Here is a 20386-nt window from a genome sequence, read left to right on the forward strand (position 1 = left end):
CGCGATCCTTAGCGGACGATGCAGTCGCGGCCCGCAGCCTTCAGCGCATTGCAGAAGGCGACGGCGCGATCACGGCTCATGCCGGTGAAGGTGGTGCGGTAGACGGTCGAGCCGTTGGCGGCGGTGACTTCCTGCACGCGCTTCTCGGCGCCCGAGGCGTACTGGCCGAAGCGGGCGGCGACGGCGGCGTATTCGCGGTCGGCGATGGCGGTCGAGGAGAAGGCGCCAATCTGCACGCCCGACGATCCGCCCGTCGCGGCCGGAGCGGGCGCGGGAGCCGGGGCCTTGGTCGCCGGAGCGGGGGTTGCGGGCGCAGGCGCGACCGGAGCCTTGGCCGCCGGCGCAGGCGCGGCGGGCGGCAGGGTCGAGGATTCGACCGGCGGGGCCGGGGTCGTCGGCGCGGGACGCGGCAGCACCTCTTCCGGACCGGGGGTGAAGGTCGGCGCCGCGTCGGTCGGGGCGCCGCCGTCGCGATAGACGCGGATGTCCGCTTCCGGGTCGACCGGCTGGGCGTCCAGCGGGGCTTCGACCTTCATGCTCTCGACCGGCGTGCCGACGGCGGGCGGCGCATCCGTCGAGGAGCGCACGCCCGAGCGATAGAAGACCACCACGGCCACGATCAGCAGCAGCAGCACGACCGCGCTGATGATCAGGGTGATCGGCGGCGACTTGGCGGCCGGGGCCCGGCGCGGGTCATAACCGCCGCGCGTGAAGGGCAGGTCGTCGTCGGTCGGCGGCGTATAGGCGCCCCGGTCGCGGCCGGCGTTGGGCCCGGCGTTGGGATTGCCTCGGTGGTCGTCGTCGTAGGACATTGGGTCGCGCCTTGATGGTCGTGGGACACGCGCGCGAATCGGCGCGCGTCGGCGCTCAGTCTAACGCGCCGTGAAGCCCTTCTCGAATCACAGATCGAGGGCGAGGTCGAGGCTGAACAGCTTCCTGTGGACCTCGATAGCGTAACGATCTGTCATACCGGCGATGTAGTCGCACACCGCCCGCGCCCGCGCGTCCCGGTCGTCGGTCAGGGCCGAGGCCTGCCATTCCGGCGGCATCACCTCCGGCTCGGCCATGAACAGCTGGAACAGCTGGGCCAGCACCCGGCGCGCCTGACTGCGGGTGCGGTTGACGCGGTAGTGGCGATACATCCGCTCGAACAGGAAACGGCGCAGCACCGCCAGTTCCGCCATCATGCCGCTTGAGAACTGCACCAGGGTCTCGGGCGCGTTGCGGACGTCCTCGACCGTCTCGATGCGGTGCTTGGCCAGACGGGCCTCGGTCTCGGCCAGAACGTCGTCGACCATGACGCCGATCATCCGGCGCACGGCCTCCAGCCGCAGCATCCGCTCGTCGATGTCGGGCCAGTCGGCGCGCGCGCTGGCGATACAGCGTCCGATCAGCGGCACGTCTGCCAGATCCGACAGGCTGAACAGCCCCGCCTGCACCCCGTCGTCCACATCGTGGTTGTTATAGGCGATGTCGTCGGCGATGGCCGCGCACTGGGCCTCCAGCGAGGCGAAGGTGCCCAGACGCAGGTCCCAGTCGGCCGCCCCGCCCGGCGCATAGGCGGCGACCGCCTTCCAAGCCGGATCCGACAGCAGGTGCGCCACCGGGCCGTTGTGCTTGACCACGCCCTCGACCGTCTCCCAGCTGAGGTTCAGGCCGGGGAAGCCGGGATAGCGGGTCTCCAGCTCGGTCACGACGCGGAAGCTCTGGACGTTGTGATCGAAGCCGCCGAACGCCTTCATCTGTTCGTGCAGTTCGTCCTCGCCCGCATGGCTGAACGGCGGGTGGCCCAGGTCGTGGGCCAGAGCGACCGTCTCGGCCAGATCGTCGTCCAGCCGCAGGGCATGGGCCAGCGAGCGGGCGATCTGCGCCACCTCAAGACTGTGCGTCAGCCGGGTGCGGTAGTGGTCGCCCTCATGCGCCACGAAGACCTGCGTCTTCTCCTTCAGGCGGCGGAAGGCGGTGGCGTGGATGATGCGATCGCGGTCGCGGGCGAAAGCGGTGCGGGTGCGGCTGGCGGGCTCGAAAACATGGCGGCCGCGGCTTTCCGCGGGGTTTTCGGCGTAGGGGGCGCGGGTCTGGCTCAAGGCGGCAGGACTTCGTGATGGCGACAGGCCTTTGCGAACGCCTGTCGGCCCCTCATATAGAGGGCCGTGAGCACCGTCCAATCTACAGAATCAGTCCGCGACCTGTCGCTGTCGGTCGCAACCCGGTCGCCCGAGGGCATTGTCCTGGCCGAAAGCGGCGCGCGCCGCCTGGCCAAGCTGTCCGAGGCGGAAGGCAAGCCGGTCCTGCTGCGCGTCGCCGTCGACGGCGGCGGTTGCTCGGGCTTCCAGTACCGCTTCGAGCTGGTCGACGGTCCCGAGGCCGACGATCTGGTGGTGCGTCGCGACGGGCAGGCCGTGGTGATCGACCCGGTCTCCATCCCCTTCCTGAAAGATTCCGAGATCGCCTTCGTGGATGAACTGGCAGGCGCCCAGTTCGTGATCCGCAATCCCAACGCCGCCTCCAGCTGCGGCTGCGGCGTCAGCTTCGCGATCTGAGCCGCGATAAAGTCTCGCTTGGCGGCGAGGCGCAACACACCCATCTGTATGGGCATGACGCGCCTGTTCGTCCTAACCCTGTTGCTCTGCGCCGCCCCCTTGTCGGCGCAGGCCCAGACCTGGCCCGGCTGGCCCGGCCCTCCCCCTGCGGGTTACGATCCCCACATCGCCCGCGCCGAACAGCACGCTCAGGCCATGGAGCGTCTGCGCCTTCAGGCCGACCAGCGTGAGGCCGAGGCCGCCCGCATGAGGCTTCAGACCAGTCAGACATTGCAGCGGCTTGAAGCCGCGCGATCGCCGGCCCCAGCGACGCCGCCTGCGACGGCCTATGCGCCGCGCTCGACAACCCTGCCCGCGCCGGCGCCCCTGACGCCGCCGCTCGACCAGACCGCGCCCGGCGTGACGGAGATCGACGCCTGGCTGAGCCGTCCGCCGCACTGAACCACAGCGTTACATTTGCATCTCTTCACCTGCGCCTGCGTTTCAGCCTAGCTTCGGAGCAGACGACGAAAGCGGAGAGCGACAGATGCGTTGGCAAGGCGGACGGCGCGGCGGCGGGATCGAAGACCGGCGCGGCATGGGCGGCGGCGCGGTCGCGGGCGGCGGCATCGGCGTGCTGGTGCTGGCGGCCATCGGCTATTTCGTCTTCGGCATCGACCCGAACACCACCCAGCAGTTGGCCAGCCAGTTCGGCGGCGCCGGTCAGGCCGAGCAGCAGGGCCAGATGGGCTCGCCAGGGGATCAGGACGGCCAATTCGTCGAAGTCATCGGCTCCAACATCAACGACGTGTGGAAGACCAAGCTGCGCGGCTACACCCCGCCGACCACCGTCCTATATGAGCAAGGCACCCAGACCGGCTGCGGCTACGGCCAGGCGGCGATGGGGCCCTTCTACTGCCCGGCTGATCAGAAGGTCTATCTGGACCTCAGCTTCTGGCGCGAGATGGAAAGCAAGCTGGGCGCGTCCGGCGCGGATTTCGCCAAGGCCTATGTCATCGCACATGAATTCGGCCACCACGTCCAGACCCTGACCGGCGCCAGCCAGCAGGTGCAGCGCGCCCAGCAATCGGCGCGGTCGCAGGCCGAGGGCAACCGCTATTCCGTCGCTCTGGAGCTTCAAGCCGACTGCTACGCCGGGGTCTGGGCCAGCAACGCCGCCGCCGTGTCGAACGGTCAGGTGGCGCTGGAGCCGGGCGATCTGGAGGAAGGCATGAAGACGGCCCAGGCCATCGGCGACGACGCCCTGCAACGCCGCGGCGGCGGCCGCGTCTCGCCGGAAAGCTTCACCCACGGCTCTTCGGCCCAGCGGGTCGAGTGGCTGCAGCGCGGCTATCAGACGGGCGACCCCGCCGCCTGCGACACCTTCGCCCAGCTTTAGACCTGATGGATCAGGCGGCCTTCGTGCGTTTCAGGGGCGAAGGCCGTCCATAGGCGAACCAGCGCAGCGCCCATTCCAGCGGGCCCATGCTGAAGACCCGCAGCCACAGGGCGCTGAAAGCCATCTGGAACACCCAGATGCCCGCCGCCACGCCCCACAGGCCCCACCAGTCCAGCCTGCCCCACAGATCAAGGCCATAGAACAGCAGGCCCGCGATCGCCGACTGGGCCAGATAGTTGGTCAGGGCCATGCGCCCCAGATTCCTTAGGGCGCGCCCCACGAAACCGAGCGCGTTCATCTTCCACAGCGACAGAAGCAGGCCGACGTGCCCCAGGGTCATGGCGCAGCGACCCAGTTCATAGCTGGTCTGCGCCGTCCAGGACTCGGACGAGAACTGGCTGGTCCACAACATCACGGCCTGGGCGCCGTTCACCGCCAGACCCAGGGCGTAACCGCCCCCGGCCAGCGCCAGATAGAATCCGAGCGAACGCGCCCCGCCCAACACCCCCAGCTTGAAGAGCGCCATGCCCAGCAGCATGAAGGCGACCGATTCAATGACCAGGGTGATGGTGTAGCTGGACGCCGCATAATCCAACCAGGTGCGTACGCTCCATTTCAGCAGACCGACGACGCTTCCCGTGCGTGCGGCTGTTTCCTCGACGATGGTCTCGGGCGTCAGGGTCTGCGCCTCTTGCGCGCGGACATGGAGCTTCAACGCCTCGGCGTCCTCGACCGACAGGGCGGCCCCGGTCTCGACCTGACTGGCCAGTTCAGCGCCGCGTCGCGCCTCCATGGCCTGATAGGCGCCGACCACGGCCGACTCGAGTGTCAACAGCAGAAGCAGAGCGGCCGACAGGGCGATCAGCGTGCGCGGCCGAACCGCGCGAAAGACGAACAACAAGAATCCCGACAGGCCGTAGACATAGAGAATGTCCCCCGGAAACAGCAGGACGGTGGCGTTGAACACGCCCAGCGCCAACAAGGCCATGCAGCGCCGGAAGTAGACGTCGGCTGCCTGGATCGTCCCGCGCCCGTCTTCGCCGCGCAGGGTGATCAGCAGCATCCCCGCCCCGAACAGCAAGGTGAACAGGCCCCGCATCGAGCCCTGCACGAACAGGTGCTGGATTATCCACGCCGACCAGTCGGGATTGGCCAGGGTCGGCGGCAACTCCGGATGATACTGCCCCCAGAGTCCGCCCATCATCATGATGTTGACCAACAGGATGCCGCACAGGGCGAACCCGCGCAGGAGATCCAGGCTCTCCAGACGTTGATTGGGCGACACTGATGTCATGCGAGGCGGCAGGGCGGTCATACGGGCCGCTTATCCCCCTTCAGGCCGCGGATGAAACGGATTTTTCAGATGGAAACCTATCAAAACTAAACAATGGTCACATCCATCAACGGCGCGAGGTGCAGCCGTCCGTCGCCCAAGTTCAAAATAACGTTCCGCCCGGCGAAAGCCTCCATGCCCAGCAGGGCCTCGGGGTAGTTGGGCAGCGCCCGGTCGGTATAGACGGCGGTCGCCACATTGCGCCACGCCTCGCCGCCCAGCGCCACGCTTTGCGCCCGGACCATCCGCGTCCTGGCCACCCCGCCCAGGACGATGCTGGACCCCGACTCCTCGGGCCGTCCGTCCAGCAGGCCCGCGGTCCGCGCCGCCTCGTCGCTGAGCGCCAGAAGCGAAGACGAGCCGGTGTCCACCACCGCCCTGACTGGCGCGCCCTCGACCACGACCTCGGCGATCAGAGCCGTGCCCGAGCGCCGAACGGGCAAGGGCCGGTAGGCGGGCGCCAGCGCCGTCCGGGCCTCGTCGAGCAGCCGCAACCGCCGTCGACGCAGGTCCATCTCCAGCGCCGCCTCCATCAGCAGATCCTGGCCCAGGATCAGCGGCGCGCCCAATCCCTCGTCGCCCCCCAACGGTCCCAGGTCCAGTATGCCCGCGCGTAGACGCCCCACGCGCGCCGTCCCTACCGCAAGATCCAGCGTCACGCCTCGCCCCATCTGGGGGCGCCCGTCCACGCCATAGGCGATCAGCGGCATGTCGAAGAGGTCGTCCAGCCCCAGCTCCGCCACCAGCCGTCGATCGATCACCGAATACTGCGCCCCGCTGTCGATCAGGGCGGTCAACTCCCGCCCCGCCAGCCGCACCCGCACCGTCGGCAACAGGGTCCGTGGCGCGACGAAACCCAACCAGCCGCTCGTCCCGTCGGCGCCGAAGGTCACGCTGGGTCGCCGCCACAGCACATGATCTTTCAGCCACAGCCCGCCGCCGACGGCGGCGGCGACGGCCCCGGCGCGAATGAGGAGGGTACGGCGGTTCATTCGCCTGACATGAACCGGGCGGCCGCGCGACGCCAGCCCCTTTTCCGGCGCCGCGTGATCAAGGCGCACGCCCGTCGTCGACTGAGCCAGGTTGTTGCGTCATCGCGCGAAAATTCCTTTCGCATGCGCAAAATAATCATGACGAAGCGCTGGATCGCGGATAGAAACGACCCCGATATGACGACCTCCCCTGATCGCTACATCTCGACGCGCGGCGACGCCGCTCCCACCCGCTTCAGCGACGCCCTGTTGCGCGGCATCGCGCCGGACGGCGGCCTCTACATGCCGCAAGCCTGGCCCTCCCTGCCCGCCGACGCGACACGTCCCGGCCGCGGCTACGCCGAGATCGCCAAGGCGGCGATGGCGCCCTTCATCGGCGACGCCCTGCCTGCGGGCGCGCTGGACCGCGCTCTGGAACGCCTGACCAAGGGCTTCGACCATCCGCTGGTGACGCCCCTGGTCGAGCTGGAGCCGGGCCTGTTCGTACTGGAGCTGTTCCACGGCCCCACGGCGGCGTTCAAGGATCTTGCCATGCAGTTGGTCGCCGCCCTGTCGGACGAGGCCCTGGCCGCGACGGGCGAGACCCTGACCCTGCTGACCGCCACCAGCGGCGACACCGGCGCCGCCGCCGTGCGCGCCTTCGCGAGCGCCGAACGCATCAAGCTGATCGTCCTGCACCCGCTGGACCGCGTCTCGCCGGTGCAGCGCAAGCAGATGACGACGGTCCAGGCCGACAACGTCCTGAACCTGGCCGTGCGCGGCGACTTCGACGACTGCCAGCGTCTGGTGAAGGGGCTGCTGGCCGAGGAATCCTTGCGCGAACAGGGCCGCCTGTCCTCGGTCAACTCGATCAACTGGGGCCGTCTGGCGGGTCAGATTCCCTATTACGTCTCGGCCACCGCCCAGCTGGGCCAGGCCGCGACCTTCGTGGTGCCGACCGGCAATTTCGGCGACGCCTTCGCCGGGATCGCCGCCAAGAAGATGGGCCTGCCCGCCGCCGGCTTCGTCGCCGCCGTCAACCAGAACGACGCCCTGGCCCGCGCCATCAACGACGGCGTCTACGCCCGCCGCCCGGCGGTCGAGAGCGGCAGCGTGTCGATGGACGTGCAGGCGCCGTCCAATTTTGAACGGCTGGTCTATGAAGCCTCCGGCCGCGACGCCGAGACGACCCGCGCCGTATTCGAGACCTTCGCCCGCGAGGGGTCTGTCGCCCTGTCCTCCGACCTGCTGGCCGCCCTGCGCGCCGAGGTCTCGGCCGTCTCGGTCGACGAGGCGACGACCAAGGCCGAAATCGCCCACGCCCACGCCGCCTGGGGCCGCGTCGTCTGTCCGCACACGGCCGTGGCCCTGGCCGCTGCGCGCCGGCTGGACCGCAACGGCGCGCCCATCGTCGCCCTGTCCACCGCCCATCCCTCCAAGTTCGGCGCCTTCGTCTCCGACGTCATCGGCGTCGAGCCGGAACCGGCCCCCGTCATCCGCGCCCTCGGCGACCGGCCGGAGCGCCTGACGGTGATCGAGAACACGCCCGAAGCGGCCCTGGCGGCGGTGAAGGGGTTCGCCGGGTAAGAAACAGTCCAGTTTCAGCCTTAGCCGGGCAGCGTCGAACAGGTCGGTTCGACAAGCCCCTCTTCGGCAACGCGGTATCCGGCCAAGCTGTCGCCGACAACTCGAAGCGCCGACTGGGTCGCGTATGATCCGCCATTCAGGGCGCGATCCTGAAAACAAGCGATGACGCCGTCTGGCGTTATTCGGATGATGCGCAAACTCAATGCCCAATCATTCGGCCGCTCCAGCGTTGCGACACCATCTGCAACGTTCATCTGCGTGAAGGACCAATCGCGTGGGCGTCTACGGCCAGCCTCTCGCGACGGCCCCGTCGAGTTCTGGAACGAAGTAAGATCAAGAAGTTGCAGGATATGGGCCGCCGACACGTCCTGTAAGGATATTGAAGACGCCAAGGAGGCCGTCGAAGCGAGATTCGCTCCGACAAACAAAACCACTAGAGGCAGGCGAAAGCAGACCATCGTGATACCCTTGGCTGGAAACCACGAATACGCCAACATCAGCTCGCGCCTGTCTAGCCGATACGCTCTCCGATGCGCCTAAGCCGGCTCCGCCGCCTTCCAGTAGTCCAGCCGCCGGAAGAAGGGCGCCGGATCCTTGGGCGTGACCAGGTTGGAAGGGTCGTGGAACAGGCGGTCGTGCAGACGCGTCAGGGTGAAGCGCACCGCCGCCGCCGCGCCGAGTTCCGGCAGGGCCTGGCGCTCGGCGTCCGACAGAGGCCGCACCGACTCATAGCCCTTCTGGAAGGCGCGCAGGGCAGAGGGCATGGGCCGCCCCTCGGCGTCGAACCCCCAGGCGCTCAGCGCGATGGCGAGGTCATAGGCCAGCACGTCGACGCAGGCGAAATAGAAGTCGATCACCCCGCCCACATCCGTCGCCCCATGCTCGTTGGTCGCGAACAGGACGTTGTCGGGAAAGTAGTCGGCGTGGATCGGCCCGCGCGGCAGCGAAGGGTCGCTCCACGGCCGGGCCAGATCGGGCAGCAGGCGCTGCATCTGCTCCAGCATCCGGCGGTCCTCGCCTCTGGCCACCGTATCGCAGCGCGCGGCCAGGTCCGCCCAGGCGCGCGGCCCGACCGGGTTCTCGCGCACGCCGTCATAGTCGGCCGCGTCCAGATGCAGCAGGGCCAGCACCTGACCGGCGCGATACTGATCCTTGTCCGTCGGCTGGCGCTTCCAGGCGCCGGGCGTCCATTCGACGATGGCGGCCGCGCGATCGTTCAGACGGCCGATCACCTGGCCTCGATGATCCGCGACGGGCGCGGGCGTCGGAAAGCCCTGCGTCGCCAACCGCCCGGTCAGGCCCAGGCAGAACGGCAGGGCCGAGGCCTCGGTCCGCCCCTCGAACAGGGTCAGGACATAGGCGCCCTTCTCCGTCACCAGACGATAGTTGGTGTTCTCGACCCCCTCGGCGATCGGGGTCAGTTCGACCAGCCCGCCGAGAGGGTAGCGCATGAGATAGTCGTCGGCCTGTTGCGGCGTGACGGGCGTGAAGACGGCCATGACTAGACAAGCTCCGCAGCGGCGCGGCGGGCGCGCATGACATCGGCCACATCGGCCAGGACGCTCTCGGTCGTGGCCCAGCGCCCGGCGCCGCGCCCCTTGCACGTCCACACCCGGCCGTCCTGACCATAGACCTTCAAGGCGTTGCGCTCTCCGTTCAGCGACAGGAAGAGCGCGTCTTCCAGTTCGCCGTCAAGACGCACATAGGGGTCCAGTTCGCCGTCGCGCTCGAAACAGGCGCCGATCTGACGCACCGGGCGGTCGCCCAGCACCGTCTCCGCCGCCAGCACGTCGCGCGGCAGATCGTCGGGCGAGCGGCCGAACGCCTCGAACGACAGCAGCTTGACCTTGGCCGCGGCGTCGAAGCCTTCCAGATCGGACGAGGGATCTTCTTCGGCGAAGCCGGCGGCGCGCGCGTCGGCCAGGGCGTCCGAGAAGGTCGCCCCCTCGCCCAGACGTTGCAGCATGAAGTTGACCGTGCCGTTCAGCACCGCCTCGAAACCGGCCACCGGACCGGCAGCGCGGGCGGCGCGCAGCGTCTCAATCATCGGCGAGCCGCCGCCGACCGAGGCCGACCAGGCGACGCGACAGCCGTTGGCGTCGGCCAGGGCCTGAAGCCCCTTGGGATCACGGGCGACCGCCTGTTTGTTAGCGCTGACCACGTCGCAGCCCGCCTCCAGCGCACGGCGGATCAGGGCGTGGCCCGCCTCGCCCTCGGACAGGGCCTCCAGCACCAGATCCGGCTTCTTGGCCAGCAGGGCTTCGACGTCATTGGTGAACAGTTCGGCGGGCGCCGAGACGTCGCGCTTTTTCAACGGGTTGCGCACCAGGACGCCGACCACTTCAAAGCGGTCGTCCGGCAGCAGGCGGCTGAGCAGGCCGCCGCCCACGACCCCGCAGCCGGCCACGGCGACCTTCAACGGCGCCGCCGCCTGCACTGGGCCCGGAGGCGCCCCGCGTTCGCCGACGATCGTGCCCTCGGCGCGGCCCAGGGCGGCGACCTCGATATCGACGCCGCGCGCCTCGGCCAGGTCGATCGCATCGTGCTGGACCAGGGCGCCGCCGACCTGACGCGCCGTGTCCCAGCTGGCCCGGCGATAGCGCAGCGGCGTGCCCGTTTCCGAGGCCGGATCGCGGTCGTAGAGGCCGTCGACGTCCTTCACCAGACGCACCCGCTTCAGGCCCAGTTCAGCGGCCAGAACCACCGCAGTCAGGTCCGATCCGCCGCGCCCCAGCAGGGCTGTCCGGCCGTTCGCGCGCACCGCGCCGAAGCCCGGCACCACCACCACCTCATGCTCGGCCAGGGCCTGATGCAGACGCTCGCCCTTCAGCGACACGGGGCGAGCGTGCTGGGCCGGGCCTTCGGCGACGATGCCCAGTTCGCGCACCGACAAACCCACCGCGTCCAGCCCCACCCGGTCGCAGGCGACAGCGACCAGGGCGGCGGCTTTTTCCTCGCCCAGCACGACATAGGCGGGCAACAGCTCGTTCTCGTGATCCAGACCCAGGCTGCGGGCGTCGGCCAGCAGCTGATCCGTCTGTCCGGCCAGGGCCGAGACCACCGCCACAACCTTACGGCCGGCGCGGACGTGGCCGTAGATTTCGCTGGCGACCGCAGGGGCCTGGGACGCGTCGCGCAGGACCGAGGAGCCGAACTTCAGCACCACCACTTCGGCGGCGGAAGCGAGGGCTTCGACCGGTTTCGACTGATCGGCGACGAGGGCGAGAGAGGCGGGCATGGGCGGTTTCCTGAAGGCTGGGTATGGGAGGATTTCGGGAGGGTCGGGGGTGATCGAGGTGGGTTCGGGCCAATAAAAAACCCGCCCGGAGGTCCGGGCGGGTGATCGGTTTTCTGCGTTTTCTCGCCTAGACGGCGCGCATCATCCGGTCCCCGCCCGCAAGGGCATGGTGGTGGTACCGGTGGTGGTAATCATGGACGCGAAGAGGCCCGTCGCCGAGGCGGCGATCAGGGTCGTCTTCATGCTGGCGAGGCGGTAAGGCACAGGCGGCGTCCGGTTGAAAATCGTGCCTTAGGGTGAGCCAGGGCGCCGCGCCGCGTCAACCCCGTCTCGAAAGAATTTTTCGCAACATCGTCTCAGGACGCCGTTTTCGCCACCTACATGTGCCACCAGCGACGAAATGGGGTGAAATTTTTCGCTTGACCGGCGCTCTTCGCAACCGCACCGTAAGCTCACTCATCAAGACCGGCTGAGGGATTAGGCCCTTTGACGCCGGGGCAACCATCGGGTTCCGCCCGAAACGGTGCCAACTCCTGCGGGGTTCTTCGGGCTTGCCTGAATGGACCGCGAGAGATGGGTGGAGCGTCGATAAGGCGACGCGCCACAGGTCTGTCACGCATGGGTTTCGCCGGTGAGCCGAACCTTTGAGTGATGCGATGACCTTGGCCCTGATTTCCACCGAAACCACCGAAGAGCCTTCCTGTAAGGCCTCCGTCGCTGCGCCTGCGCCCAAGGGCTGCGCCCAGATCGGCGCCCGGGCCGCGCGCCGTCCGTCGGAACTGCTTCAGCGCGACGGCGCCCATGACGTCGCGGTTGCGATCCCCGACGACTTCGAACTGGATTTCGGCGGAACCCTGACCCAGAAGCGAGTCATCGGCCGCCTGCACGGCAAGGCCAACGCCCCGCTGATCGTGGTCGCGGGCGGCATCTCGGCCGACCGCTACGTCCACCGCACCGAGACCAAGGGGCTGGGCTGGTGGTCCGGCGCCGTGGGCGTGCGCGCCCCGATCGACCTGACCCGTTTCCGCGTCCTGGCCTTTGATTTCGCGCCGGAATTCGGCGAAGGCGTCAAGGACGCCAAGACCCCGCTGACCATCACCACCCAGGATCAGGCGCGGCTGCTGGCCCTGCTGCTGGACCATCTGGGCGTCGAGAAGGTCGCCGCCTTCATCGGCTGTTCCTACGGCGGCATGATCGCCCTGGCCTTCGGCGAGCTGTTTCCCGACTGGGCCGAGCAGCTGGTGGTGGTGTCCGCCGCCCACCGCCCGCACCCGCTGGCCACGGCCTGGCGCGGCATCCAGCGCCGCATCCTGCAACTGGGTCTTGAAACCGGCCGCATCGATCAGGCCGTCGGTCTGGCGCGCGAACTGGCCATGACCACCTACCGCACCCAGGAAGAGTTCGGCGACCGCTTCGATTCCGAAGCCCCCAGCCATGCGGGCCAGGCCTATCCGGTGTGCGACTATCTGCAGGCGCGCGGCCGGGCCTATCGCGACCGCACCACCCCCTCGCGCTGGCTCAGCCTGTCGGACTCCATCGACCGCCACCGCGTCGAGCCCGAGGCCATCAGCGCCCCCGTCACCCTGATCGGCTTCACCACCGACCGCCTGTGTCCGATCGAGGACATGAGGGAGCTGGCCGACCGCCTGCCCAACCTCTGGCGCTTTGAACAACACGCCTCCGTCTACGGCCACGACGCCTTCCTGAAGGAAGACAAGCTGGTCGCCGACATCCTCACCTCCGTACTGAAGGACATCGACCAATGAGCCGCGCCCGTCCCGCCGATCCCCGCACCATCGCCGCCCGCTCGGGCGTCGATACGGACACGGCTCACGGCGCGGTCATGCCGGCGCTGTATCTGTCGTCCAACTACTCCTTCGCCGCCTTCGGCCAGCCGCGCAAATACGACTATTCGCGCTCGGGCAATCCGACCCGCGACGTGCTGGCCGAGACCCTGGCCGAGCTGGAAGGCGGCGCCGGCGCCGTCATCACCGCCACCGGCATGGCGGCGGTCGACCTGCCGCTCAGCCTGCTGGAGCCGGACGACCTGCTGATCGCCCCCCATGACTGTTACGGCGGCACCCACCGCCTGCTGACCGCCCGCGCGAAAAAGGGCCACTTCCGCGTCGCCTTCGTCGATCAGAACGACGGCCCCGCCCTGGACGCCGCCCTGGCCGACGGGTGCAAGCTGGTGCTGGTCGAGACGCCGTCCAACCCCCTTCTGCGCGTCACCGACATCGCCGAGGTCTGTCGCCGCGCCCATGCCGCGGGGGCCAAGGTGGCGTGCGACAACACCTTCCTGTCGCCCGCCCTGCAACGGCCGCTGGAGCTGGGCGCCGACATCGTGGTCCACTCGACCACCAAATACATCAACGGCCATTCCGACGTGGTCGGCGGCGCCGTGGTCGCGGCAGATCCGGCCGATCATGAAAAGCTGGCCTGGTGGGCCAACTGTCTGGGCGTCACCGGCTCGCCGTTCGACGCCTATCAGACCCTGCGCGGCCTGCGGACCCTGTTCACCCGCATCGAGCGCCAGCAGGCGACGGCCGGCCTGGTCGCGGCGGTGCTGGAGCTGCACCCGGCGGTCAAGGCCGTCCACTATCCGGGCCTGACCAGCCACCCTGGCCACGACCTGGCTGCGCGGCAACAGTCGGGGCCGGGCGCCATGCTCAGCTTCGAACTGAACGGCGGGACCGAGGCGGTGCGCCAGGTGATCGAACGGCTGGAGGTCTTCACCCTGGCGGAATCCCTGGGCGGCGTCGAAAGCCTGGTCGCCCACCCGGCCACCATGACCCACGCCGCCATGACGCCCGAGGCCCGCGTGACGGCCGGCATCACCGACGGCCTGCTGCGCCTGTCAGTCGGGCTGGAGGATCAGGACGACATCCTGGCCGACCTGACCCAGGCCCTGGACGCGGTGACGCTGAAGGCGGCCGCGTAAGCGCGAGGCGCGCTTCTCCCTCCCATGATCGGGAGGGAGAATTCCTCGCTTAAGCCACGGCTCGCGCCAGGGCTTCCATCCGTCCGCGCGCATCCAGGTCGCGCGCATCGTCCAGAGCGAACTGACCCATCATGCGGTCCAACTCGACCGCGTCGGAGGCCAGGGCGTGGCTGGCGGCGGTCGATTCCTCGACCATGGCCGCATTCTGCTGCGTCACCTGATCCATCTGGTTCACGGCGATGTTGACCTGCTGCAGGCCGCTGGACTGCTCGTGCGAGGAAGCGGCGATCTCTTCGGCGATGACCGTCAGGCGCTGGATCTGACCGGCGATCCGTTCCAGCGCATGGCCGGTGTCGCCGACCAGGGCCACGCCCACGCCGACCTGACGACCCGACTCGGTGATCAGGGTCTTGATCTCCTTGGCGGCCGAGGCCGAACGCTGAGCCAGGGCGCGAACCTCCGACGCCACAACGGCGAAGCCGCGCCCCGCGTCGCCCGCCCGCGCCGCCTCGACGCCCGCGTTCAGCGCCAGCAGGTTGGTCTGGAAGGCGATCTCGTCGATCACGCCGATGATGGCGCCGATCTCGGAGGAAGAGCGTTCGATCTCGCCCATGGCGGCGATGGCGCGACCCACCACGGCCTGTCCTTCGACGGCTTCAGACTGAGCGCCGCGAACCACGCCGCCCGCCTCAATCGCCCCTTCGGCCGAACGGGCTACGGTGGCGGTGATCTGCTCCAGGGCGGCGGCGGTTTCTTCCAGGCTGGCGGCCTGCTGTTCGGTGCGGCGCGACAGGTCGTCGGACGCCTGTGAGATCTCACGGGCGCTGGCGCCGATGGCGGCGGCGCGCTCGACGATCACCCGCATCACGCCCTGCAGCTTGTCCATCGCCGCGTTGAAGTCGGCGCGCAGCCCCTCATACTCAGGCGCGAACGGATCATTGAGGCGGAAGGCCAGTTGGCCGTGCGACAACCGGTCCAGCCCCTTGGCCACGCCCTCGACCACGCGCGCCTGCTGGCGGGCGGCCTCGGCGTCGCGTTCGGCCTGGGCCTGGCGTTCGACCTCGGCGGCGGCGCGGGCGGCCTCGGCCTCGGCTTCCAAGCGCACCTTCTCCTCGGCGTTCTGTTTGAAGGTCAGGACGGCGTCGGCCATGCGGCCGATCTCGTCGCGACGGCCGATCGCCGGAATGGCGACGTTCAGATCGCCGCCGGCCAGACGGGTCATGGCGCGCGTCATGGCCTCGACAGGGCGGCTCAACGCCCCGATCAGCCACAGGGCCGCGCCCACGGCGATGCCCAGGGCCAGCACCCCGCCCACAGCAAAGGCGACATAGGCCTCAGTGAAGGCGAAGGCCTTGGCCTCGGCGCGAGCCTGGGCGTGAACGGCCTCCTTCTCGCGGATCGAACCGACCGCCTGGCGAATGTCCGACAGGCGCGCCGCCGTGGCCAGTTGAGCCAGGGCCTCCTGATGCGTCGCCGGGTCGCGCGCCAGGGCCATGACGCCTTCCGCGCTCTTCTCGAAGTCGGCCGTGGCGGCGATCAGCGCCGTCTGCTCGGCGGCGTAGGCGCCCTCGACATCGGACGCAGCCAGGTCCGCCATCCGCGACTTCACGTCGGCGCCGCCCTGGTTGAAGGACTCGATGAAGCCGGGATCGCGGCTGGCGACATAGCCGCGCATGGCGTTCTGCTGCTCTACGGCGGCGGCCATCAGGCGGTCCGACGCCTTCATCACCTCGCGCGAGGCCGTGTCCGCCGCATCGGCGCGCTGCAGGGACGCCACGCACCACAGGACGATCAGGGTCGCCGCCCCGCACGCCGCGATCACCGCCATGAAGGACAGGATCAGCTTCTTGGGGACCGACAGGTTCTGCAACATGACTCTAAGGCTCGGGGAGAGAGGTTCAGCCTCGCTCCTAGCCCGCGCTTGTTCGACAAAGTGTTAGCGCCCGCCTGCGGGCATCTACTTAATCGTGGTCACAGCGCCTTCAGCACCACCGACAGGGCCGTCAGCAGCAGATAGACCGCAAAGGCCCGGCGCAGCATCTTCCGATCCAGCCGATGCGCCAGCCGCGCGCCATAGGGCGCCGTCAACGCCGTCAACAGCCCCATGATCACCGCCGCCGGCACATTGACGTAGCCCAGCGACAGCGGCGGCCGCCCCGGCGCGTCCCAGCCGAAGACGGCGAATCCCAGAGCCGCCGCCGCGCCGATGGCCAGGCCGAAGCCCGAGGCCGTCGCCACCGCCTGATGGATCGGCCGCCCGCACAGGGTCATGGTCATGCCGCCGAAACTGCCGCCCCCGACGCCCATCATGGCCGACAGCAGGCCGATGCCCGTGCCCACGCCGCGCCGCCCCCAGCCGGTCGGCATATCCTTTCGCAAGGTGAACCGTTCGGGCAGCAGCCCCATCTGCGCCGCGATCAGCAGCAGGCAGACGCCATAGACGATCGCCAGCCCCTCCATGGAGGTGAAGCCCGCGACCGCCGCCCCGATCAGACCGCCGAACGCCACCCAGGGCGTCCAGGTCTTCAACACCTGCTCGTCCACCGCCCCATGCGCGCGGTGCGTCGCCAGCGAACGCAGCGAAGTGGCGACGATGGTCAGCAGCGAGGTGCCGATGGCGACGTGCAGATTGCTCTCGCCCCCCACGCCCAGCACTGAGAAGGCGTAGAACAGCGCCGGCACCAGAACCGTCCCGCCGCCCACGCCGAACAGGCCGCCGATCACCCCCGCGACCGCCCCCGCCCCGACCAGGGCGGCGAGCATCAGGGCGAGTTCGGACAGGGGCAGGGTCATGAGCCATGGCTTAGCCGTCCGCCGTCGCGCCGTCAGCCCCTTCGCCGAGATGAGCGGAGGCGAGCGGTCAGGCCGCCTTGCGCGCCTCGGCCTCGCGCACGGCTTCGACCGCGCGATCGACGACCTCCAGCCCCGCGCCGGGCTTCACGCCCTCGACCGTCAGGATGCGGCGGAAGGCGCGCGCCCCCGCCCGGCCGTGCATCAGGCCCAGCATGTGCCGGGTCATGCCGGCCAGGTTCGCCCCCTCCTCCAGCCGCGCGGCCATATAGGGTCGGTAACGCTCAAGCGCCTCGAACACATCCACGTCCGGCGTCGTCTCGCCGAAGATGCGCCGATCGACCTGCCCCATCAGGGCGGGCTCATGATAGGCGGCGCGGCCCAGCATGACGCCGTCCAGCTGCACGCCGTCGTCGGCCCTCAGATGCGCCTCAGCCTGATCCAGATCGCCGATGCCGCCGTTGATGCTGATGGACAGATGCGGCCGCTCGCGCTTCAGCCGTCGCACCAGCGCATAGTCCAGCGGCGGCACGTCGCGGTTCTCCTTGGGCGACAGTCCCTTCAGCCACGCCTTGCGCGCGTGAATGATGAAGCTGTCGATGCCGACGGCGGCCGAGGCGTCGACCGTGGCGAACAGGCTGATCTCAGGGTCTTGATCGTCCACGCCGATGCGACATTTGACGGTGGCCGGAACACTGACCGCCTCCTTGATCGCCGCCATGCAGTCGGCCACCAGTTCAGGCTCGCGCATCAGGCAGGCGCCGAACTTGCCCGACTGCACCCGATCCGAAGGGCAGCCGACGTTCAGATTGATCTCGTCATAGCCATAGGCCTCGCCGATCTTCGCCGCCTCGGCCAATTGGGCCGGGTCCGACCCGCCCAGTTGCAGCGCCACAGGATGCTCCACCGCGTCAAAGCCCAGCAGGCGGTCGCGGTCGCCGTGGATCACCGCCGGGGCCGTCACCATCTCCGTATAGAGCAGGGCGCGCGTGCTCAGGGCGCGGTGAAACGCCCGGCAATTGCGGTCGGTCCAGTCCATCATCGGGGCCACGGACAACCTACGATCTTGATTTGTCAGCATTTTCATTAAGATCAAAATGTTGGAAGGCGACGTGTGCACTCGAACTTGCGACGTGTTGCGACGTTTGCCCGAGTCTCGACACCTCACGCACCCAGAGCGTGCACGAAATGGCGACCTACTCGAAACTCCCGTCAGGAACGTGGCGGGCCCAGGTGAGACGGAAGGGGCGCTATATAAGCCAGACCTTCCTCAAACGCGATGACGCCCGCCGATGGGCCACCGAAGCTGAGGGGCGGATTGATCGTGGCGAGGTCCCTACCCCATCACGATCAGCGCGGCTTCGCACGTTTGGCGAACTTATCGACCTGCACATCGAAGACATGAAGTCCGTCGGGAAGGCGCCCAGGCGATCGAAGGCGGCGACGCTCAAGATGCTGAAGACACGCCTGGGCGGGAAAAAGATCGCCCAACTGGATCGACAACTGTTCATCGACTTCGGTCGGAGCCGCGCCACCGAATGCGCCGGCCCCATGACGCTGAGCATCGACATCGGCGCGATCAAGCTCATCCTCTCCCATGCCGCAGCGGTTCACGGCCTGGCTGTCTCAGTTGAGGCTGTTGATATGGCCCGCCTCGCCCTCAAGCGCCTTGGTTTGATTGGCAAGGGCGTCGAGCGAGATCGCCGCCCCAGCGAAGAAGAACTGGAACGCTTGATCAGCCACTTCGACGAGAAGCCTCGCCAATGGGAACCGTCATTCGGTTCGCGATCGCTACGGCGATGCGCCAGGAAGAGATCTTCAAAGTCGTCTGGGATGACTACACAGCCCGGACCAAGATGCTGACCATTCGCGACCGGAAAGACCCTCGTGAGAAAACGGGGAACGACCAGCGCATCCCGCTCCTCTCCGTCTCCGGTTTCGATCCCGTCGCGCTGATAGAGGGACAGCGCCCCTCCCGCAAAAACACGGACCTGCGCATTTTCCCCTTTAATCACCGATCAGCGGGCACGGCGTTCACCCGAGCCTGCAAAGCTCTGGGAATAGCGGACCTGTCACGACCTTCGCCATGAAGGGACTAGCCGCTTGTTCGAGGCAGTATTTCAAATCCCCCAGGTCGCGCTGGTCACTGGCCACAAGGATTGGAAGATGCTTCGACGCTACACCCACCTGCGTCCCGAGGCTCTTCACCTCATTGCATCACGCCAGCGCACAGATATGGACCCGATTGGCGCCTCAGCACCGTCAAGCGGGACGTCGCCGTCTGTCACGCCCTCTCCTGCGGTCGTTTCGACTGCGCCCTCAGAGGCGAAGGTGAGGGCCGCCAAAGGGGTGTCCAGGTCGTCTTCCTCCAAAAGGGCGAACTGGAGGTTCGGCAGTGGGGGCGGAGTACGCCGCTCTCGGCGGGAGACATCTTCGTCTGTTGCGGCTGGCTCCCGGTTTCGCTCCATTCGCCGGACCGCCTCCAGGCCCTGATCTTCGACCTCCCTGCCTGGTGGGCCATCGACCGCTTTCTCGACCGGTTCGCCGTCACACCAGACCTGAGGATCAGCCGCAGCTATTTCGCCTCCGGCGTCATCACCGCCCTGGCCGAGGCCGTTCTGGCCGAAGAAGGCGCAGGAGACGCCGAGGCGCAGGGCACGGAAATGCTCGCCGGCCTCCTCAAGACCGCGCTCAGCGCCCGCGCCGAAGACCATGCGCCCATGCCACGGGTGGCTGGGAGGATAGGACGCATCATGCAATTCATCGTCCGCAACATCGATAGGCCCGGACTATCGGCTCGGAACGCCGCGGCAGGCCTCAAGTGTTCACCGCGCACAATCTACCAGACCTGCGCGGATGAAGGCACGACCTTCAATGCGGTCATGATGGAACTGCGCCTTCTCAACGCCCAGCATCGGCTTCTACGCAGCGAGGATCAGGTCGCTCAAATCGCCTACGCCGTCGGCTTCGCCAGCCTCTCTCACTTCTCCCGCCTCTTCAAGGCGCGCTTCGGCGTCCCGCCCACCGCCTTTCGTCGAACCAGATCGCGCCTTCACTGAGGGGCCAGGCGCCAAGGCAGGACCGCCGGGCCGGGGCGCGCGCCGCTGATCACACTCGACCTGTCGTCCCAGGCGAGACGACCTGCCGTGGCCGGAGCTCGGCCGGGACCAGGTCAAATCTTCCGAAACGCCGCGCCCTTCATCCTCTTCGCCCCTCCAGGCGCACGGTCGCCCAACCGTGCATGGCACGGCTATCGGGCGAACCCGCCGCTGCTGCGGCGCCCACGCATCGGCTTCTGGCGACTTGTCATGTGGCCGCCCGACCTTTCCGACTGAGCAGGAAGATGCGTCTGAGGGTGCAACTCGCGGCTCTGGCACCCGAGGCATATTGCCTCGCACGACGCTTCGATCAAAGGGCTGGTCCGCGCAGCGGCCTCGCCCCCAACCAAGGTCGCGGCGCGGCGCCGGCCCTCCCTTCGCCAGTGGAGGCGCCGGCGTCCCGAGCCGTCGTCAGCGGCTTACGACGGAGGCGTCGGCGCGCCTCCGTCCCGTTCCTTCACGGAGATAGCCATGCAGATCAGTTTCGTTTCCAGGGCGGCCGAGACC

The 20386-nt window shown here is 68.4% G+C and carries 19 protein-coding genes and 1 riboswitch; of the genes, 8 read left to right on the forward strand and 11 right to left on the reverse strand.

Features of this window, described 5'->3' with window-relative positions; all coding sequences use genetic code 11:
- Positions 1–8: 8 nt before the first annotated feature.
- The gene (locus FGL25_RS17815; protein ID WP_138141891.1) at positions 9–812 is read right to left on the reverse strand and encodes an SPOR domain-containing protein; all 804 of its coding nucleotides are present in this window, start codon (positions 810–812) and stop codon (positions 9–11) included.
- An 87-nt stretch (positions 813–899) separates the two neighbouring features.
- Entirely contained in the window at positions 900–2087 is a 1188-nt protein-coding gene (locus tag FGL25_RS12725) for a deoxyguanosinetriphosphate triphosphohydrolase (RefSeq protein ID WP_088411153.1), read from the reverse strand.
- A gap of 108 nt (positions 2088–2195) precedes the next feature.
- On the opposite strand from FGL25_RS12725, the gene FGL25_RS12730 reads away from it, so the two are divergent.
- From FGL25_RS12730 to ypfJ, 3 genes are all read left to right on the forward strand, one after another.
- On the forward strand, positions 2196–2543 hold the full coding sequence (locus tag FGL25_RS12730) for a HesB/IscA family protein (RefSeq protein ID WP_167493388.1): 348 nt from the start codon (positions 2196–2198) through the stop codon (positions 2541–2543).
- 54 nt (positions 2544–2597) lie between these two features.
- The gene (locus FGL25_RS12735) at positions 2598–2984 is read left to right on the forward strand and encodes a hypothetical protein (RefSeq protein ID WP_252970175.1); all 387 of its coding nucleotides are present in this window, start codon (positions 2598–2600) and stop codon (positions 2982–2984) included.
- A gap of 85 nt (positions 2985–3069) precedes the next feature.
- The gene (ypfJ, locus tag FGL25_RS12740; RefSeq protein ID WP_003163749.1) at positions 3070–3921 is read left to right on the forward strand and encodes a KPN_02809 family neutral zinc metallopeptidase; all 852 of its coding nucleotides are present in this window, start codon (positions 3070–3072) and stop codon (positions 3919–3921) included.
- Between the two features lie 10 nt (positions 3922–3931).
- On the opposite strand, the gene FGL25_RS12745 is transcribed toward ypfJ, so the two are convergent.
- Complete coding sequence (locus FGL25_RS12745; RefSeq protein WP_138141893.1) at positions 3932–5236, reverse strand: DUF418 domain-containing protein; 1305 nt, start codon at positions 5234–5236, stop codon at positions 3932–3934.
- Positions 5237–5301: 65 nt separating this feature from the next.
- A complete protein-coding gene (locus FGL25_RS12750) occupies positions 5302–6246 on the reverse strand; it encodes a retropepsin-like aspartic protease (RefSeq protein ID WP_167493348.1) in 945 nt (314 codons plus the stop codon).
- 177 nt (positions 6247–6423) lie between these two features.
- Here FGL25_RS12750 and thrC point away from each other — a divergent pair, with 177 nt between their 5' ends.
- Positions 6424–7812, forward strand: coding sequence for a threonine synthase (gene thrC / locus FGL25_RS12755; protein ID WP_138141895.1), 1389 nt, complete (start codon positions 6424–6426; stop codon positions 7810–7812).
- A 20-nt stretch (positions 7813–7832) separates the two neighbouring features.
- On the opposite strand, the gene FGL25_RS12760 is transcribed toward thrC, so the two are convergent.
- The 3 genes from FGL25_RS12760 to FGL25_RS12770 are packed head-to-tail and all read right to left on the reverse strand — an operon-like array spanning position 7833 to position 11050.
- Positions 7833–8309, reverse strand: a complete 477-nt coding sequence (locus FGL25_RS12760; RefSeq protein ID WP_138141896.1) for a hypothetical protein — start codon at positions 8307–8309, stop codon at positions 7833–7835.
- A 39-nt stretch (positions 8310–8348) separates the two neighbouring features.
- Positions 8349–9311 (reverse strand): homoserine kinase, encoded by a 963-nt coding sequence (locus tag FGL25_RS12765; RefSeq protein WP_088411148.1) that lies wholly within the window; start codon positions 9309–9311, stop codon positions 8349–8351.
- A gap of 2 nt (positions 9312–9313) precedes the next feature.
- Complete coding sequence (locus FGL25_RS12770) at positions 9314–11050, reverse strand: amino acid kinase family protein (protein WP_138141897.1); 1737 nt, start codon at positions 11048–11050, stop codon at positions 9314–9316.
- 453 nt (positions 11051–11503) lie between these two features.
- A riboswitch (SAM riboswitch) is annotated at positions 11504–11630 on the forward strand.
- Positions 11631–11706: 76 nt separating this feature from the next.
- Between FGL25_RS12770 and metX the strand changes: the two genes are divergently transcribed.
- Together metX and metB are read left to right on the forward strand one after the other, a co-directional pair.
- Positions 11707–12816, forward strand: a complete 1110-nt coding sequence (gene metX / locus FGL25_RS12775; protein ID WP_138141898.1) for a homoserine O-succinyltransferase MetX — start codon at positions 11707–11709, stop codon at positions 12814–12816.
- Positions 12813–13991, forward strand: coding sequence for a cystathionine gamma-synthase (metB, locus tag FGL25_RS12780; RefSeq protein WP_138141899.1), 1179 nt, complete (start codon positions 12813–12815; stop codon positions 13989–13991). The genes metX and metB overlap by 4 nt, the downstream gene beginning before the upstream one ends.
- Before the next feature lie 49 nt (positions 13992–14040).
- On the opposite strand, the gene FGL25_RS12785 is transcribed toward metB, so the two are convergent.
- The 4 genes from FGL25_RS12785 to FGL25_RS17655 form a co-directional block, all read right to left on the reverse strand.
- On the reverse strand, positions 14041–15864 hold the full coding sequence (locus tag FGL25_RS12785) for a methyl-accepting chemotaxis protein (protein ID WP_138141900.1): 1824 nt from the start codon (positions 15862–15864) through the stop codon (positions 14041–14043).
- Positions 15865–15962: 98 nt separating this feature from the next.
- A complete protein-coding gene (locus tag FGL25_RS12790) occupies positions 15963–16784 on the reverse strand; it encodes a sulfite exporter TauE/SafE family protein (RefSeq protein ID WP_003163761.1) in 822 nt (273 codons plus the stop codon).
- Between the two features lie 67 nt (positions 16785–16851).
- Positions 16852–17862: a tRNA dihydrouridine(20/20a) synthase DusA gene (gene dusA, locus FGL25_RS12795; protein ID WP_128720711.1), complete on the reverse strand. Its 1011-nt coding sequence runs from the start codon at positions 17860–17862 to the stop codon at positions 16852–16854.
- 269 nt (positions 17863–18131) lie between these two features.
- A complete protein-coding gene (locus FGL25_RS17655) occupies positions 18132–18395 on the reverse strand; it encodes a hypothetical protein (protein ID WP_252970176.1) in 264 nt (87 codons plus the stop codon).
- 149 nt (positions 18396–18544) lie between these two features.
- Between FGL25_RS17655 and FGL25_RS17660 the strand changes: the two genes are divergently transcribed.
- The gene (locus FGL25_RS17660; protein WP_252970177.1) at positions 18545–18871 is read left to right on the forward strand and encodes a hypothetical protein; all 327 of its coding nucleotides are present in this window, start codon (positions 18545–18547) and stop codon (positions 18869–18871) included.
- Positions 18872–18940: 69 nt separating this feature from the next.
- A complete protein-coding gene (locus tag FGL25_RS17665; RefSeq protein WP_252970178.1) occupies positions 18941–19840 on the forward strand; it encodes an AraC family transcriptional regulator in 900 nt (299 codons plus the stop codon).
- The last annotated feature ends 546 nt before the right edge of the window (positions 19841–20386 follow it).

The organism is Brevundimonas vancanneytii, assembly GCF_901421975.1.
GTDB classification, from domain to species: Bacteria; Pseudomonadota; Alphaproteobacteria; order Caulobacterales; family Caulobacteraceae; genus Brevundimonas; species Brevundimonas diminuta.